The sequence below is a fragment of the Cupriavidus necator genome (assembly GCF_013141915.1).
Classification (GTDB): Bacteria; Pseudomonadota; Gammaproteobacteria; order Burkholderiales; family Burkholderiaceae; genus Cupriavidus; species Cupriavidus necator_B.
In genome coordinates this window covers 191,026-206,839 of sequence record NZ_SROX01000001.1, presented here as the reverse complement: position 1 = coordinate 206,839, position 15,814 = coordinate 191,026, and the positions used below count along the sequence as shown (strand labels likewise).

The following is a 15,814-nucleotide window of genomic DNA, read 5'->3' as shown; positions in this document are numbered from 1 at the left end:
GATGGACGACCACACCGTTGATCCCGCCCGCCGGCGCTTCGCGCTGCAATCGATCACGCTGGGCGGCGGCGCGCTGCTGGCCGGCGCCAGCTGGGGCGCCACGCCGGATGCGGCGGCCACCAACCAGACCGCCGCACCGGTGCAGCAAGGCGGCCTGAGCCCGCGCCTGACGCTGCATGCGCTGGACACCTACCACGGCACGCCGGCGGCCGGCATGCGCGTGGAAATGTTCCGCATCGACAATGGCCAGCGCACGCCGCTGCAGACCGTCACGCTGGCGGCTAACGGTCGCAGCGAACCGCCGCTGCTGATCGGCGACAGCTACCGCACCGGCACGTATGAACTGGTCCTGCACGCCGACGAATACTTCGCCGCGCGCAAGGCCTGCCTGCCGCAACCGTCGTTCCTGTCGAAGATCCCGCTGCGCGTGCGCGTCACCGACGCCAGCCAGCGCATCCACCTGCCCGTGCTGTTCGGGCCGTGGAGCTACAACTACTACCGCGGCAGCTGAGCCCGCCGCCCCACCCGGAGACATCGCATCATGGCAGGTATCAGCACGCATGTGCTCGACGTATCCCTGGGCCGACCGGTGGCCGGCATGCAGGTAGAACTGTTCGACGTCGCGGTGCAGCCGCCGCGGCTGCTCGCGCGCACCCGCACCAACCACGACGGGCGCACCGATGCGCCGATGCTGCCGCCGACGCAGGCGCGCACCGGCGAGTTCGAGCTGCGCTTCTGGGTGGCGGACTACTTCCGCACCCCGGACGTCTTCGCCGACATCGTGCCGGTACGCTTTACCATCGCGGATGCCGCGCAGCACTACCATGTGCCGCTGCTGTGTTCGCCGTGGAGCTTCGGGACGTATCGGGGCAGCTGAACCTCAGGCCCGCTTGCCCGTGCGGCAAGCGCGGGCAAGCGCGCCGCCCCTCAAAGCGCAGGCTTGCCTACCGCGGCTTGCGCACCTCCGCCTCCTCGGGCAATAGCACCGCCCCATCACCGCGCCGGGGCATCATCAGCGGCACCGGCTTGCCGGTGCGCTTTTCCACCATCTGCGAGCGGCGCTCGCCGCGCGCGAACAGGTGGCGTTCGCCCCATTGGCGCAACGCCAGCACGATGGGGAACAGGCCCTCGCCCATTTCCGTCAGCACGTACTCCTGATAAGCGCTGCCGTCGGAGGCAGGGCGGGTCGCCAGGATGCCGGCGTCCACCAGCCGGCGCAGGCGGTCCGACAAGATATTGCGCGCCACCGCCAGGCTGCGCTGGAAGTCGCTGAAGCGGTGCATGCCGTCGAAGGCATCGCGCACGATCATCAGCGACCAGCGGTCGCCGACCAGCGCCAGGGTGCGCGCAACGGGGCAGGTATCTTCGCTCGGATCCTTGCGGGTGGCCATGTCTGGTATGCCTTAGGCACATCGCCTTGTCAAAGTGGTTGCATTTTAAAACCGATACGCTTACGCTTCAACTGGTTTTATTTTGCAACCACTTGGAAGCGTATGGAAACCTGTTCCTCCACGCCGGACACCGCACCGCCCCCATCCCGCCCCGCCGCAGTGCCGGCACCCCTGCCCCGCCCCGCCGTGCTGCTGTTCGCATGCGCCAGCGGTCTGAGCGTGGCCAACGTCTATTACGCGCAGCCGCTGCTGGATGCGCTGATGGACGATTTCCACATTGGCGCCGCGGCTATCGGCGGCGTGGTCACCGCCACCCAGGCCGGCTGCGCGCTGGCGCTGCTGTTACTGGTGCCGCTCGGTGACCTGCTGCCGCGCCGCCGCCTGATGCTGGCGCAAGTGCTGGCGCTGGCCGGCGCGCTGGCCGCCGTGGCGCTGGCGCCGTCCGTGACCGTGCTGCTGGCGGGAATGCTGCTGACCGGCCTGCTCGGCACGGCCATGACGCAGGGACTGATCGCCTATGCCGCGGCCGCGGCGGCGCCGCGGGAACGCGGGCACGTGGTCGGCACCGCGCAGGGCGGCGTGTTTGCCGGGTTGCTGCTGGCGCGCGTGGTGGCCGGCGGCGTCAGCGACATCGCCGGATGGCGCAGTGTCTATGTCTGCGCCGCCGCGGCAATGCTGGTGCTGGCCTTGCTGCTGTGGCGGTCGCTGCCGGTGGTGGCCGCTCGCGCGCAGCGGATGCGCTATACCAGCCTGGTGGCATCGATGTTCGCGCTGCTGCGCCGCGACCGGGTCTTGCAGGTCCGCGGCACGATCGCGCTGCTGATGTTCGCCGCGTTCAACATCTTCTGGAGCGCGCTGGTGCTGCCGCTGAGCGCCCCGCCCTACCGGCTTTCGCACACCGCCATCGGCGCCTTCGGACTGGTCGGGGCCGCCGGTGCTCTGGCGGCGGCGCGCGCGGGACGCTGGGCCGACCAGGGCTTGGGCCAGCGCACCACGCTCGCGGCCCTGGTGCTGCTGGTGGCCGCCTGGCTGCCGCTGTCATGGCTGGACCACTCGCTGTGGCTGCTGGCCGCTGGCATCGTGCTGCTCGACCTGGGCGGCCAGGCCATCCATGTCACCAACCAAAGCATGATCTTTCGCGCCGATGCCACCGCGCACAGCCGGCTGGTCGGCGCCTACATGCTGTTCTATGCGGCGGGCAGCGGCCTGGGCGCCATCACCGCCACGGCGACCTACGACGCGGCCGGCTGGCGCGGCGTCTGTACGTTAGGCGCCGGGGTCAGCTTGCTGGCGCTGCTGTTCTGGGCGGGCACGCGGCGATGGATGCCGGCGCCGGCCACGCCATAGCCTGGCTCACCCATTCAGGCGGCAAAGCGGCAGACAAGCCCATCGCGGGCCAATCGCGGGGCAATAAGGCCTTAGAATCCTGCCACCAACCCGATTCCTTACCGTGACAGCCCTTTCCCGCCTCAAGATGAAGCCGTTTGCCCTGTTCTGCGCCGCACTGCTGGCCTCCGTTTCCGTCCACGCCGCCACCACCGCCGCCCAGCCAGAGGCGGCCGGCAACACTGCGGCGCCCCTGGGGCTTGAGCTGGGCAAGGCCAGGTGCTCGCGCCTGGCGCCGCCGCAGAATCATGCAAAAACCGGCACGTCGGAGTGGGCCGGTGGCGATACGGTCGAACTGAAGCACCTGGAACGCTTCCATCTGCCGGGCCTGACGCGCGTGGTGCTGAACTGCGACGCCCAGGATGCGGTGGCGCTGATCACCATGACGTTCGAGCGCCCGGCACTGGAAGACGTGCGCAGGAAGCTGGACGAACGCTATGCCGCCCTGCGCAAGACCGAAGGCGCGGCCGAGAACGGCTACGCCGAATGGGGCGCGGCCAATGGCAGCCTGGAACTGCTCTACGGGCGCGACAGCAAGCACTTCACCGTGGCTTACTGGGCCAAGGGTGCCAAGGCCCGGTACTTCGCTTACAGCGGCGGCGGCAAGAAGCCCGCGGCGCCGCCCCAGCCGGCCCCGCTGTAAGGGCAGGCCTGCGGCGCGGGCTGCCTGGCGCTCGCGCCGCAGGCTTGCGGGAGCCGAGATCATCACTGCCGCGCCTGGTTGCGCAGCGCTGGTGATTGTGCCCGGCATGCTGGATTCCTTTGTAAGGACGCCGCCGCGTCGCCTATCCTGTCCAGTGCGGCGGAAGAAAATCCGCGCAGCGTTCAGACCAGACTGAAAAAAAGAAGGGGAAAGTCCCCCAAACGGGTTGCGCCACCCTGCTGGCGCTTCCCGTGCGTTTGCCTTGGCCTAGTCACGGGGTGAGACGATCGCACACGAGCTTGTTGGGGGCTCATGGGCGGGGTACACCGTTGACGACAACATGACAGACGAATTCCTGTTCAGTAAGCCGTTCACGTTTCTCGCCTGCGCCGGCATGACGGAAGTCAGGGACGGCATCGAGGCACTGGAAGCGCTTCCGGGCCATTTGTTCTGGCTCGAAAACGAAGATTTCATCCGACGGGTCTATGTGCCCGATTTCCTCGAGCAGAGCCGCGCCGCGCTCGAGGCGGCGATGCCGGGAGGCCAGGCGCTGATCGACGCCATCGCTCCCGAGATGCGGCGCACCGCGGCCGTGTTGCCAGCCCTGCGGCGCCTGTCCGCGGAACAGGCCGCGGCAGCCCGCTCATACTGCTACTGGGCCTATTGCGCCGACGTGGTCGGACGCGCACAGGGCATTCCGCGCAGCGCCATCGCACGCCAGTTCGAGCGCGCCGTGGCGCCGCGCGACGGCGCCCACAAGCTGCAATGGCTGTGCCCATGCTGCGGCGGGCGGGCGCACTACCAGGTCGACGGACTGCTGGCGACGCAGCGCCCCGGGCGCCAGGGCGGCTTTTCGCTGGAATGCGCGCATTGCGGACACCAGGAACGGCTGTATGCCGGCTTCCTGCACGCCGGCCGGCTTGAATGCCGCTGCGCGCTATGCACCGGTTTTGTCCAGTCGCTGGCCGGCCAGCTGGCCCGCGCCGCGCGCAAGCTGTGTGCCAGCCTGGAGGACTACGCCTGGATGCACGCGGTGGATACCGCCGCGGAAATCGGCGAACGCAAGGACGCATCGCTGCAACGGCTGGCGCACGGCGACAAGCCCTCGGCCAATGCAATGGCGTTCGCCGCGGCCGCCCAGTCCGGCGAGGCGCGGACCATGCCGGACCTGCTGGCCCGCATCGACCCCACGCTGGAAAGCCGGCTCGACAAGAACCCCAGGGCCTGGGCGCTGCTGTGCGAGCTGCTGGGCGAAGGCGTGGTCGATGGCGAATGCTCCATCTATGACCACGACGGCCGCAAGCACGTCGCGCTCGAGATCGCCTTGCTGGAAGATGACCCGACGCTCGACGGCAGCACGGCGCAGGGCTATCTCGAGACGCTGCTGCGGGGCTACCCGCCGACCGAGACGGAGGCCTTCGTCGCCTGGCTGACGGCACTGAAGCGGCTGCGTCTTTGCACCGGCAGGTTCAATGCGGCCGTCGACGTGAAGTGGAAGCCCAACCTGGAGCACTGCCGCATCCTGACCGCGCGCTGGCTGCAGGACACGGCGCCGTCGTCGCCATTGTCGCCATTGTCGCCATTGTCGCCATCGGCGCCGCTGGGCGCGCACGGCAGCGCCGCGTGGCCGACGCAGCGTGCCCGCGCCCCGGAACGCCCGGTGTATCTCGACGCCGAACTGGAAGCGGTGCAGTTGCTCAAGTCGCTCGGCTATATCCTGCTCAGCCCGGAAGACATCCGTTCGCAACGGGATCCCGCCGAGTCCACCAGGCTCGATTGAGGGCGTCGGCGCGTCGCGCGCATATCGAATCGCGGATTTGTTCGTTGGAGGCCGGGCGCGGCCCGCGTAAGTTCGGGATCCTGATATCGATTTTCCCGAAAGCCATGACCGCTTCCCGACGCCAGTTCCTGCGCCGCGGCGCCGCCGCCACGGCGGCGCTTGCCTATGGCCCCACCGTTGCCTTCACCACCCTTGCCGCCGGCCCTGCGCACGCACAGGGACGCCCGGTGCTGAAGGCCGGCGACCAGAAGGGCGGCCTGCGTGCGCTGCTTGAGTCCGCCAACGCGCTCGAGGGCCTGGGCTACGACATCCAATGGACCGAGTTCCCCGCCGCGGCACCGCTGGCCGAGGCGCTGAACGCGGGCGCGGTCGACAGCGGCCCCATCGGCGATGCCCCGGCCATCTTCGCGCTGGCCGCGGGCACGGGCATCAAGCTGATCGGTGCAAACCGCTCGGACCCCTACGGTACCGCCGTGCTGGTGCGGCCCGACTCGCCGCTGCGGCACGCGGCCGACCTGAAAGGCAAAAGCATCGGCACCAACCGCGGCTCGATCGGACACCTGATCGCGCTCAAGGCGCTGGAATCCGCCGGGCTGAAGCCTGAGGACGCCAACCTGCGCTTCCTGCCGCCCGCGGATGCCAAGCTGGCGCTTAGCAGCGGCTCGATCGATGCCTGGGCGACGTGGGAACCCTATACTGCGATGGCGGAAACCAGCCAGCACGCACGCGTGCTGGTCAGCGGCCGCGGGCTCTGGTCCGGCCTCAGCTACCTGGCCGCGACCGACGCCGCGCTGGCGAGCAAGCGCGCCCTGCTCCAGGATTTCCTGCACCGCGTGGTGCGCGCGCAGCAGTGGTCCTACCAGCATGTGCCGGCGTTCTCGGCGGCGCTGGCGCGCATCATCGGCATCTCGCCGCAAGCGGCGCGTCTGCAGTTCGAACGGCGCCGCACCCAGTGGCGCCCCATCGACGCCGGACTGATCGCCGAGCAGCAGCGCACCGCGGATTTCTACCTGAAGGCGGGCCTGCTCAGGCAGCGGCTCGACGTGCGGCAGACCTTCGACTCCGGGTTCTCCCTGAGCGCCTGACCGCGGGAGCGCCTCCGGCGAGACCCCGGCGCCCGCCGCGGCCGGTACAGGAATTCCATGATTGACGCAGCCCCCCGCCACCGCTCCCCGCGGCCCGGCGCGGCCTGCGCGCGCGCGGCCGGTTCTGGCCCCAGCGAATCCCGGCAACTGGTCCTATAGGCCCGGAATCGGGCTCACCTATAAAGCCGTGACCCCCAATCCGATTTCTCATCCGAGGAGCACAACCATGCGGTGGATCAAGCAGATGGCGATGTATTTCGCCCTGGTGGCGGCGCTGGCACCGGCCGCACAGGCCGTGCAGGCCCAAGGCAAGAATGTAGTGATTGCTTACCAGGACATGGTCGTGCCCTGGCGCTATGCGCAGGACATGAAGGAGCTGGAAAAGCAAACCGGCTATACGGTCTCGTTCCGGCAGTTCGGCGGCGGCGGCGATGTGATCCGCGCCATGGCGTCGGGCCAGATCGCCATTGGCGAGGCGGGCACCTCGCCGATCGCATCGGCCCTGTCGCAAGGGCTGGATGTCGAGCTGTTCTGGATCCTCGACGACATCAACGCGGCCGAAGCCATGGTCGCGCGCAACGGCAGCAAGATCGCCAGCATTGCCGACCTGAAGGGCAAGCGCGTCGGCGTGCCGTTCGTGTCGACCACGCACTACCACACGCTGGTCGCACTGGAGCGCGCCAAGATCAACCCGAAGGATGTGCGCATCGTCAATATGCGCCCGCCCGAGGTGGCGGCCGCATGGGAGCGCGGCGATATCGACGCCACCTTCATCTGGGACCCGGTGCTGGCCAAGCTCAAGCAGTCCGGCACGGTGCTGACCACCTCGGGGCAGATTGCCGCCGACACCGGCAAGGCCACGTTCGACGGCATGATCGCCAACAAGAAATTTGCGCGCGAGAACCCCGAGTTCATGGTCAAGCTGGTGCGCGTGCTGGCCGCGGCGGATGAAAACTACCGCAAGAACAAGGCGGCCTGGACCGCCGATTCGCCGATGGTGAAGGCCGTAGCCAAGATCTCGGGCGCCAAGCCCGAAACCGTGCCCGCGAGCATGGCGCTGTACAGCTTCCCGACGCTGCAGGAACAGGTCTCCGAGCGCTGGCTCGGCGGCGGCGCGGCGCGCGCGCTGCAGTCGGCGGCGCAGTTCCTCAAGGAGCAAGGCACCATCCAGGCCGTGCTGCCCGACTATGGCCCGGGCGTCAACGCGGAATGGGCCAAGCGAGCCTTGCGCTGAGACCGCGCCGCGTCACTGAAGCCGGCCGCCGCGCGCTGTTTGCAGCGCGACGGCCAAGCAAGTCCTGTTCGGGGAGCCATCATGTACCAACTCGAAATCGATAATGTCAGCGTCAATTACGGCACGGCGGGCGGCGCGAAGACGCTGGCCCTGTCGCAGGTCAATCTCACCATGGAGCGCGGCGACTTCGTGGTTGCGCTGGGGGCCTCGGGCTGCGGCAAGACCACCTTGCTGTCGTGCATCGCAGGCTTCATGGAGCCGTCGGAAGGCGAGATCCGGCTGAGCGGCAAGCCCGTGCACGGACCCGGCGCCGAACGCGGCGTGGTGTTCCAGAAGCACGCGCTGATGCCCTGGCTCAGCGTCGAGGACAACGTTGCGCTGGGCCTGCGCGTGCGCGGCGTGGCCCGCGCCGAGCGGCTACGCGTCGCCCATGAAAAACTGGCTGCGGTCGGGCTGGAAAGCGTCGCCGCCAAGCCGGTGTACCAGTTGTCGGGCGGCATGCAGCAGCGCGTGGGGATTGCCCGCGCGCTCGCCTGCGATCCGGCGGTGATGCTGATGGACGAACCGCTGGGCGCGCTCGACGCGCTGACGCGCGAGTCGATCCAGGCGCTGATCCTGAAGCTGTGGGCGCGCGAGCAGAAGATTGTCTTCTTCATCACGCACAGCGTGGAAGAGGCGCTGTTCCTGGCCACGCGGCTGATCGTGATGACGCCCTCGCCAGGGCGCATCGCGCATACCTATGAACTGCCGTTCGCGCGCCGCTTCATCGAATGCGGCGACGCCCGCGCGGTCAAGTCCGACCCGGAGTTCATCCACTACCGCGAAGAGATCGTCGACCTGATCCATGCCACCGCCTGAGGAGAAGCAGATGTCCGCTACCGTCCAACGCATCGAACCGCCGCCGCATGCGCCCGCAGCGTCAGCGGCCGCGCCCGCCCGCCCCATGAAGACCGTGTCGGGCTACCGCCTGCCTGGCGAAGGCTCGAGCTCGCGCATTTCCACCATCACCGTGGTGCTGCTGCTGGCGCTGTGGTGGGTGGCCAGCCACCTGCGCTGGCTGCCGCCGCTGTTCCTGCCCACGCCCGAGTCCATCGTCACCGCCTTCATCGATGCCTGGCAGGGCAACCTGCAGGGCGGCCAGCCGCTGACCGAGCATTTCGCCGCCAGCATGCTACGCGTGTTCGGCGCCTTCGCGCTGGCGGTCGCCACCGCGGTGCCGATCGGCGTGATGATGGGCGTCTCGCGCATCGCCCGCGGCATCTTCGATCCGCCCATCGAGTTCTACCGTCCGCTGCCGCCGCTGGCCTACCTGCCGCTGATCGTGATCTGGTTCGGCATTGACGAGACCTCGAAGGTGCTGCTGATCTTCCTGGCCTGCTTCGCGCCGCTGGCGATGTCGGCGCAGGCGGGTGTGCGCTCGGTCACCATCGAGCAGATCAACGCGGCGTATTCGATGGGCGCGAGCCCGTGGCAAGTGGTGCGCCATGTGGTGATTCCGGCGGCGCTGCCCGATATCCTGACCGGCATGCGCATCGCCATCGGCTTCGGCTGGACCACGCTGGTCGCCGCCGAGATGGTCGCGGCCACCGCCGGGCTGGGCCAGATGGTGCTCAATGCCTCCAACTTCCTGCGGACCGACGTGGTGATCATGGGCATCGTGCTGATCGGCCTGATTGCGTACGTGTTCGACCTGCTGATGCGCAAGCTGGCCAAGTGGCTGGTGCCCTGGAAGGGACGGATGTGAAGCCGGCGGCCCGGTCCCGTCATGCGGGGCCGGGCAGGCGGTAACATGGCGGGACTTTCGCCGGAACGGATCCGGACCCCGCCAACTGCCATGACCCGCTGTTCGCCCTTCGCTCGCGCTTGCCTGGCCGCCGCCGGCCTGATCTGCCTTGGCACCGCCCGGGCCTCCGACATCGACTGCGACCCGGCCGCCACGCCAGCCGCCGCCACCCAGGCGCAGCGGCTGATCTGCGAATCCGCCCTCTTCTCCATGGGCTACCAGCGCATCCACGCCGACCAGCAACGGCTGCTCAAGGCGGGCGCGATCACCGCAGCCGATATCGCGGCGTTCCGCACCAAGCGGGATCAGTGCGGCACGGCCGCCTGCCTGGATGCGGTGTTCCGCGAGTGGCGGGCCTTCGCGGCCCAGGCCCGTGCCCGGCCCTAGGCGCCGCATCCTGCGCCCGCGCCCGATGCCGCCGGATGCGCCGGAGATGCTTGCGGCCCGGCCTTGATACAATCCCGGTTCACACAACGGCAGACATCATGGGCTTCGAACAACTGGCAGCACTCAGGGACCAACTCGCCAAGAAGGCGGCCGCCGAATCACCGAAGGGCGAACGCAAGGGCCCGCGCAAAGGCGCAGGCAGCGGCGCGTCCAAGGGCGCGCCCAACCGCCCTCGTGACGGCGAACGTACCGGCGCGGGGGCAGACGCGCCCACGGGCGCCAAGGGCCGCCGGCCGGCCCCGGCTGCCGCGCAGGGCAAACCGGTCGATCCGGTGGTGCATTCCATTGCCCGGCTGCAGAAGCACTTCCCCAAGGCCTTCCCGAAGAACCCCGCGCCCAAGGTGCCGCTGAAGATCGGCACCTTCGAAGACCTGACCCAGCATGCGGCCAAACTCGCCCTGAGCGAGGCCGAGCTGCGTGAAGCGATCCGCACCTGGTGCAGCGGCACGCGCTATTGGTCATGCATGGTGGAAGGCGCCAAGCGCCTGGACCTGGACGGCAACGAGGCCGGCGTCGTTACCCTGGCCGACGCCAAGCGCGCCCAGCAACTGAAGGCGCGCCGCGCCGGCGGTGCCCGCCCCGCGAAAGCCAAGCCGGCCGCGGCGGCCGCCCCTGCCACCGCAGAAGCGCCGGTTACGCCTGAAACGACCGAATCGCCTGCATCGTCCGTAACGCCTGAAACGCCTGAAACGCCTGCCACGCCTGCCACGCCCTGACCCCCGCAGCTGGCCCCCGCTCCGGGGGCCAGCATCGCCTTGTGTGCGCCGGTTCGCGGAGGTTAAATAGACTGGCTGCAGGGCAGCGTTGAAGTTACGCCTGCGTCGCGGGTGGCAGCCCTGCAGCTTGCCCGGCAGGTCCAGCCCATCGATGGCCGGCTTCACGTATTCCCGGCCGGCTTGCCGTCGATTCCGCGTGGCACTCCGGCCACTACCGCTTGGAGGTGGCATGCGATGAAGCCTCGTCAGGGTCCACGGGAATGGCGCCGCTTCTATATCCTTGACGACAAGAACCGGCCGATCCAGGTGACCGACCATGACGCATGGTCGCGCTGGATGTCGGAGAACGACCTGGTATTCCGTCGCACCGTGCTGGAGGCATCCGGCGGCATGGTGACAACCCGGTTCCGGGGCGTATCGGAGGCCGCACCGACGGACACGCCCTTGTTCATCACGCGCGTGAGCGGACTGGCCAGTCAGGACAATGAGAGTTATGGCGCGCAGACGCTCGAAGCCGCGCTGGAAGAGCACGAACGGATCGTGCAGCGACTGCTGCGGCGGCTATCCGGGCGCTGAACGGTTGCCCGGACATGCGCGCATCGCTACCCGAGCCCTGTAGCCAGCGCACCCATGTAGCCAGCGCACCGCGAGTGATCATGCGCCCCTTGCTGGAAGCCCGCCTTGTCAACGATGCCTTCGGCGACCCGGGCCTGTTCGTCGACTTCGTCGACGAACGGCGCGCGCTGCTGTTCGACCTGGGCGACATCGCCCGGCTGATGCCGCGCGAGCTGATGCGCGTGTCGCATGTGTTTGTCACGCATGCGCACATGGATCATTTCTCCGGCTTCGACAAGCTGCTGCGGGTGCTGCTCGGGCGCAAGCCAGGCATCGTGCTGGTCGGCGGGCCGGGATTCGTGGCACAGGTGGAGCACAAGCTGCTCGCCTATACGTGGAACGTGGTGCATCGCTACACCACCGAACTGGTCATTGAAGCGGTCGAGCTTGGACTGGGCGGGCAGCTGCGGCGCGCCGGCTTTTCCAGCCGCCATGGCTTTGCCAGGGAAGACCGGGCGGCCGCCGCAATCACCGGCGATGTCGTCCACGACGAACCGGCATTTCGGGTGCGTGCCTGCTTTGTCGATCATGGAATTCCATGCCTGGCTTACCTGCTGGAAGAAAAGGCCCGACTCCGCATCGACAAGGAACGCCTGGCCGAATCGGGCCTGACCACTGGCGCCTGGATGCGCGAACTCAAGCATGCCGTCTTGACCGGGGCGGCCGCCGATGCACCGGTTCTGGTGCAGTGGCGGGACCGCAGCGGCGATCATGCGGCGACGCACACCGTCGGCGAGCTAAGCCGGCTGATCCTCGAGGTCCGGCCCGGCCGGCGCATTGGCTACGTGACCGACCTGCGCGATACCAGCGCCAACGTGCAAGCGCTGTCGCAACTGATGCCAGGTGTCGACCAGCTGTTCATCGAGAGCGTGTTTCTGGAGGTCGACCGGGCGCACGGCCTGCGCAAGCACCACCTCACTGCTGCTCAGGCCGGGCGGATCGCGCGCTGCATCGGCGCCCGCGCGGTGATCCCCTTTCATTTCTCGCCCCGCTACCAGGGGCGCGCCGACGAACTGGCTGCGGAAGTGCGGGATGCCTGGGCATCGTGAGCGCCGGCGCCGTCGGCGATCCGGCGGCGCCTACCCCAGCACCGTGCGCGCGATCACCGTCCGCTGGATTTCGGACGAGCCCTCGTAGATGCGCAGGATGCGCGCATCGCGCACCAGCCGCTCCAGCGGCATTTCCCGCGTGAAGCCGTAGCCGCCGTGGATCTGCAGCGCGGCATCGGTGACAAACCCCACCATCTCTGACGCATAGAGCTTGGCCATCGACGCCTGCTCGGTAAAGGGTTCGCCGTCCCGGCGCCGCGCCGCGGCCTGCAGCGTCAGCAGCCACGCCGCCTCCAGCCGCGTGCGCATGTCCGCGAACATCCATTGCAGCCCCTGCTTGCGCGCCAGCGGCTCGCCGCCCACCTGGCGCTGCCTGGCCCAGTCCACCGCGCAGGCCAGCGCCGCCTCGGCGATGCCCAGGCTGGTGGCGGCCACGTCAAGCCGGCTGTTGTCCAGCACCTTCATCGCGGTACGGAAACCCGTGCCCTCGGCTCCGAGCCGGTGGGCGGCGGGCACGAAGCAGTCGAGCGCCACCTCGTGCGCCGGCGCGCCGTGGATGCCCATCAGTTTCTCGGCCGGCGCCACCTGCACGCCGTCGCTGTGCCGGTCCACCACGAAGGCGCTGATGCCACGCGTGCCCGCGGCCGGGTCAGTCTTGGCATAGACCACGATAAAGTCCGCCGCCTCGGCGTTGGAAATGAAATGCTTGACCCCGCGCAGCCGGTAGCCATCGCCTTGCGGCGTGGCGCGCGTGGCCATGTCGGCCGGGTTGGAGCCGGCACGCGGCTCGGTCAGCGCGAAGGCGCCCAGCCGGGCGCCGGCCGCGGCGCCCGGCAGCCAGCGCGCGCGCTGGCTGTCGTCGCCGCCGATCAGGATGGAATCGGTGGCCAGGTAATGCGCGCCGAGCATCGATGAGGTGGAGGCACAGGCCCTGGCGATCTCCACCAGCGACAGGATCAGCGCCACCGGCGAGGTGTCCGTCCCGCCCCAGCGTTCCGGCAGGTTCATCCCCATCAGGCCAAGTTCGGCCAACTGCGGCACATAGCGCGTGGTAGACGTCTCCGCGCGATCCACTTCGGCCGCCTTCGGCGCCAGTTCGCTCTGCGCGAAGCGGCCAATGGCATCGGCGATCTCCAGGTCGCCGGGCTCGACGCCCAGTCGTTTAAGCATGCTGTGTCTCCTTGGTGAAATCGTGCGCGGCCAGGATGGCCTCGGTGTGCTGTCCCAGCGCCGGCGCGGGCGTGACGCGGTTGGGGCCATACGCCGAGAACTTCACCGGCTGCGACGGCAGCCGCACGGTGCCCCCATCCGGCCCGGCCACTTCGGTCAGCAGGCCGCGATGGACGGCATGCGCGCTTTCCATTGCCTGCCTGACATTGCGGATCGGCGCGACCGGAATGCCCGCCGCGCCCAGCAGGCGGTTCACCTCGGCGACGGAGCGGCCTGCCGACCAGGCTTCCAGGCCGGCGCGCAGTGCGGGCTCGAAGCGGCAGCGCGATTCGTCATCGGCAAAGCGCGGGTCGTGCGCCATCTGCGGGCTGCCGATGGTCTCGGCCAGCGTATGGAACAGCTTGTTGTTGAGCACCGCCACCACGTAGAAGCCGTCCGCGGCGCGGTACACGCCGAACGGCGCGGACGAGGGATGCCGGTTGCCCACCCGTTGCGGCGCCCGCCCGGTGGCCGCATAGCGCGCAACCAGCGTCGCGCTCAGGCTCAGCGTGGCGTCGAACATCGACACATCGACATGCGTGCCCCGCCCGTTCTTCTCGCGGGCCAGCAGCGCGGCCAGCACGCCCCATGAGGCAAAGAGGCCGCTGACCACATCGGATACGGCCTCGCCGAGCATGGTCGGGGCACCGTCCGGCGCGCCGGTGGCGTCCATCAGCCCGCACATCGCCTGCAAGATGATGTCGTAGGCCGGCCGGTGCGATTCCGGCCCGGTCTGGCCAAAGCCCGACACGCTCGCATAAACCAGCGACGGATTCAGCGCCCGCAGCGCCTCATAGCCGATGCCGAGCTTGTCCGCCACGCCCGGACGGAAGTTCTCCACCACCACGTCGGCGCGCACGCATAACGTGCGGGCCAGTTCCAGGCCAGCCGCCGTCTTCAGGTCGATCACGATGCTCTGCTTGTTGCGGTTCATCGCCGAGAACAGCCCGCTGCGGCCATCGACGAAGGGCCCCACCGCGCGGTAGTCGTCGCCGCCCGGCGGCTCGATCTTGATCACCTCGGCCCCCAGGTCGCCAAGCAGCGCCGTGCAATAGGGGCCGGCCAGCACCCGCGAAAAGTCGATCACGCGGATGCCGGCGAGCGGCAGGTCGGAATGGCTGGTATGGCTGGAATCGTCCAAGGCTGGCTCCTCGATGGCTGGCAAGCGCATGGGCTTGCGTTTCAGTGGCTCGATTCTGCGCAGCGCAAGCTATCAAGTAAAATATGGAATTCGACTAGCACCTATAGGATTTCCTGATGCGTGTCTCGCTGCGGCTGTTGCGCTACTTCGCCGCCACCGCGGAAACCGGCAGCACCACCGCCGCGGCGCGGCTGCTGAACGTCTCGCAGCCATCGATCTCGGTCGCCATCCGCGAACTGGAGACGCTGTTCGACGAAGCGCTGTTTGCCCGCGATGCCGGCGCGCGGATGACCCTGACCCGCTTCGGCGTGCGCAAGCTGGCCGAAGCGCGCCAGATCCTCGGCGCGGCCACGGCCTTTGAAGTCGACAAGAGCGGCGACGGCGCCGCCGGCGAAGTGCAGATCGGCGTCTTCCGCACCTTGGCGCCGGTCTACCTGCCGCTGGTGCTGCGGATGGCGCGCGAGCGCTATCCGGGGTTGACGGTGCGTTTTGTCGAGGGCGACCTGGCCCAGCTGGAAGACTGGCTGCATGGCGGGCAGATCGAACTGGCGCTGAGCTACGACGTCGGCATGCCCGATGACCTGGAGCGCGAACTGCTGGCTGAACTGCGGCCCTACGGGCTGGTGCCCGCGGGCTCGCGGCTGGCCCGGCGCCGCGGCAGCGTGTCGCTGCATGAGCTGGCGCAGGAGCCGCTGATCCTGATCGACCTGCCCCACAGCCGCGAATTTTTGATGGCGCCGTTCTGGCAATACGGGCTGCAGCCCGAGGTGCGCTACCGCGCCACCTCGCTCGAACTGGCGCGCGGCATGGTGGCCAACGGCCTGGGCGTGGCCTTGCTGATCACACAGGCGCCCGCGTCATCCCAGATCACTGCCGTGGTGGAAAAACCGATACGGGAAGACACCGTGCGCCAGCCGCTGGTGATTGCCCGCGCGGCGCGCGCAACCCGGTCCCGGCCCGCCGAGCTGCTGGCCGGGTGCGTGCGCGCCGCCGTGGCCGAAGCGACGGCCGCAAGCGCCCAGGCGCGGCCACGCACTACCTGACCCCGCGCTCGCGGCCGCCACTGTGGTAGCGTGGCGCTTTCCGACTGGCTCGCTCCCATGACCGATTTCGACGCAGACGCCCTGAAACGGCTGGTCACCGTCACCATGCCCTTTGGCAAGCACAAGGGCACGCTGATCGCCGACCTGCCGGGCAACTACCTGAACTGGTTCGCGCGCGAGGGTTTTCCGCCGGGACAGCTCGGCGCGCTGCTGGCGCTGATGCATGAACTGGATCACAACGGGCTGTCGCATTTGCTGAAGCCGTTGCGCGGGCGGTCATGACACGCCCTGG

The 15,814-nt window shown here is 68.9% G+C and carries 18 protein-coding genes; 15 read left to right on the top strand and 3 right to left on the bottom strand.

Annotation, left to right across the window (positions count from 1 at the left end; genetic code table 11):
• Window position 1 precedes the first annotated feature (1 nt).
• Both uraH (E5S69_RS00995) and uraH (E5S69_RS00990) read left to right on the top strand, forming a co-directional pair.
• Window positions 2-511, top strand: coding sequence for a hydroxyisourate hydrolase (gene uraH, locus E5S69_RS00995; RefSeq protein WP_171513159.1), 510 nt, complete (start codon window positions 2-4; stop codon window positions 509-511).
• Between the two features lie 30 nt (window positions 512-541).
• The gene (uraH, locus tag E5S69_RS00990) at window positions 542-877 is read left to right on the top strand and encodes a hydroxyisourate hydrolase (RefSeq protein WP_171513158.1); all 336 of its coding nucleotides are present in this window, start codon (window positions 542-544) and stop codon (window positions 875-877) included.
• Window positions 878-944: 67 nt separating this feature from the next.
• On the opposite strand, the gene E5S69_RS00985 is transcribed toward uraH (E5S69_RS00990), so the two are convergent.
• Window positions 945-1,391, bottom strand: a complete 447-nt coding sequence (locus E5S69_RS00985) for a winged helix-turn-helix transcriptional regulator (RefSeq protein WP_171513157.1) — start codon at window positions 1,389-1,391, stop codon at window positions 945-947.
• Between the two features lie 102 nt (window positions 1,392-1,493).
• On the opposite strand from E5S69_RS00985, the gene E5S69_RS00980 reads away from it, so the two are divergent.
• From E5S69_RS00980 to E5S69_RS00930, 11 genes are all read left to right on the top strand, one after another.
• Complete coding sequence (locus E5S69_RS00980) at window positions 1,494-2,738, top strand: MFS transporter (RefSeq protein WP_171513156.1); 1,245 nt, start codon at window positions 1,494-1,496, stop codon at window positions 2,736-2,738.
• Between the two features lie 127 nt (window positions 2,739-2,865).
• Window positions 2,866-3,420 carry a hypothetical protein gene (locus E5S69_RS00975; RefSeq protein WP_171513885.1) on the top strand — a complete coding sequence of 185 codons (555 nt, stop codon included), beginning with the start codon at window positions 2,866-2,868 and terminating at the stop codon, window positions 3,418-3,420.
• Between the two features lie 340 nt (window positions 3,421-3,760).
• Window positions 3,761-5,200 (top strand): hypothetical protein, encoded by a 1,440-nt coding sequence (locus tag E5S69_RS00970; RefSeq protein WP_171513155.1) that lies wholly within the window; start codon window positions 3,761-3,763, stop codon window positions 5,198-5,200.
• Window positions 5,201-5,304: 104 nt separating this feature from the next.
• Window positions 5,305-6,285 (top strand): ABC transporter substrate-binding protein, encoded by a 981-nt coding sequence (locus E5S69_RS00965; RefSeq protein ID WP_171513154.1) that lies wholly within the window; start codon window positions 5,305-5,307, stop codon window positions 6,283-6,285.
• 226 nt (window positions 6,286-6,511) lie between these two features.
• Entirely contained in the window at window positions 6,512-7,519 is a 1,008-nt protein-coding gene (gene tauA, locus E5S69_RS00960; protein WP_171513153.1) for a taurine ABC transporter substrate-binding protein, read from the top strand.
• An 81-nt stretch (window positions 7,520-7,600) separates the two neighbouring features.
• Window positions 7,601-8,377, top strand: a complete 777-nt coding sequence (locus E5S69_RS00955) for a taurine ABC transporter ATP-binding protein (RefSeq protein WP_171513152.1) — start codon at window positions 7,601-7,603, stop codon at window positions 8,375-8,377.
• A gap of 10 nt (window positions 8,378-8,387) precedes the next feature.
• A complete protein-coding gene (locus E5S69_RS00950; protein ID WP_171513151.1) occupies window positions 8,388-9,263 on the top strand; it encodes an ABC transporter permease subunit in 876 nt (291 codons plus the stop codon).
• Window positions 9,264-9,353: 90 nt separating this feature from the next.
• Window positions 9,354-9,689 carry a hypothetical protein gene (locus E5S69_RS00945; protein WP_171513150.1) on the top strand — a complete coding sequence of 112 codons (336 nt, stop codon included), beginning with the start codon at window positions 9,354-9,356 and terminating at the stop codon, window positions 9,687-9,689.
• Window positions 9,690-9,787: 98 nt separating this feature from the next.
• The gene (locus E5S69_RS00940) at window positions 9,788-10,465 is read left to right on the top strand and encodes a ProQ/FinO family protein (RefSeq protein WP_171513149.1); all 678 of its coding nucleotides are present in this window, start codon (window positions 9,788-9,790) and stop codon (window positions 10,463-10,465) included.
• Between the two features lie 234 nt (window positions 10,466-10,699).
• A complete protein-coding gene (locus E5S69_RS00935) occupies window positions 10,700-11,041 on the top strand; it encodes a hypothetical protein (RefSeq protein WP_171513148.1) in 342 nt (113 codons plus the stop codon).
• Between the two features lie 80 nt (window positions 11,042-11,121).
• On the top strand, window positions 11,122-12,129 hold the full coding sequence (locus E5S69_RS00930) for a ribonuclease Z (protein ID WP_171513147.1): 1,008 nt from the start codon (window positions 11,122-11,124) through the stop codon (window positions 12,127-12,129).
• 30 nt (window positions 12,130-12,159) lie between these two features.
• Here E5S69_RS00930 and E5S69_RS00925 read toward each other — a convergent pair whose 3' ends face one another.
• Window positions 12,160-13,299, bottom strand: coding sequence for an acyl-CoA dehydrogenase family protein (locus E5S69_RS00925; RefSeq protein ID WP_171513146.1), 1,140 nt, complete (start codon window positions 13,297-13,299; stop codon window positions 12,160-12,162).
• On the bottom strand, window positions 13,292-14,509 hold the full coding sequence (locus tag E5S69_RS00920; protein ID WP_171513145.1) for a CaiB/BaiF CoA transferase family protein: 1,218 nt from the start codon (window positions 14,507-14,509) through the stop codon (window positions 13,292-13,294). The genes E5S69_RS00925 and E5S69_RS00920 overlap by 8 nt, the downstream gene beginning before the upstream one ends.
• 86 nt (window positions 14,510-14,595) lie before the next feature.
• On the opposite strand from E5S69_RS00920, the gene E5S69_RS00915 reads away from it, so the two are divergent.
• Together E5S69_RS00915 and E5S69_RS00910 are read left to right on the top strand one after the other, a co-directional pair.
• Window positions 14,596-15,522 carry a LysR substrate-binding domain-containing protein gene (locus tag E5S69_RS00915; protein WP_171513144.1) on the top strand — a complete coding sequence of 309 codons (927 nt, stop codon included), beginning with the start codon at window positions 14,596-14,598 and terminating at the stop codon, window positions 15,520-15,522.
• Between the two features lie 57 nt (window positions 15,523-15,579).
• Window positions 15,580-15,804 carry a DUF3820 family protein gene (locus E5S69_RS00910; protein ID WP_171513143.1) on the top strand — a complete coding sequence of 75 codons (225 nt, stop codon included), beginning with the start codon at window positions 15,580-15,582 and terminating at the stop codon, window positions 15,802-15,804.
• Window positions 15,805-15,814 lie beyond the last annotated feature (10 nt).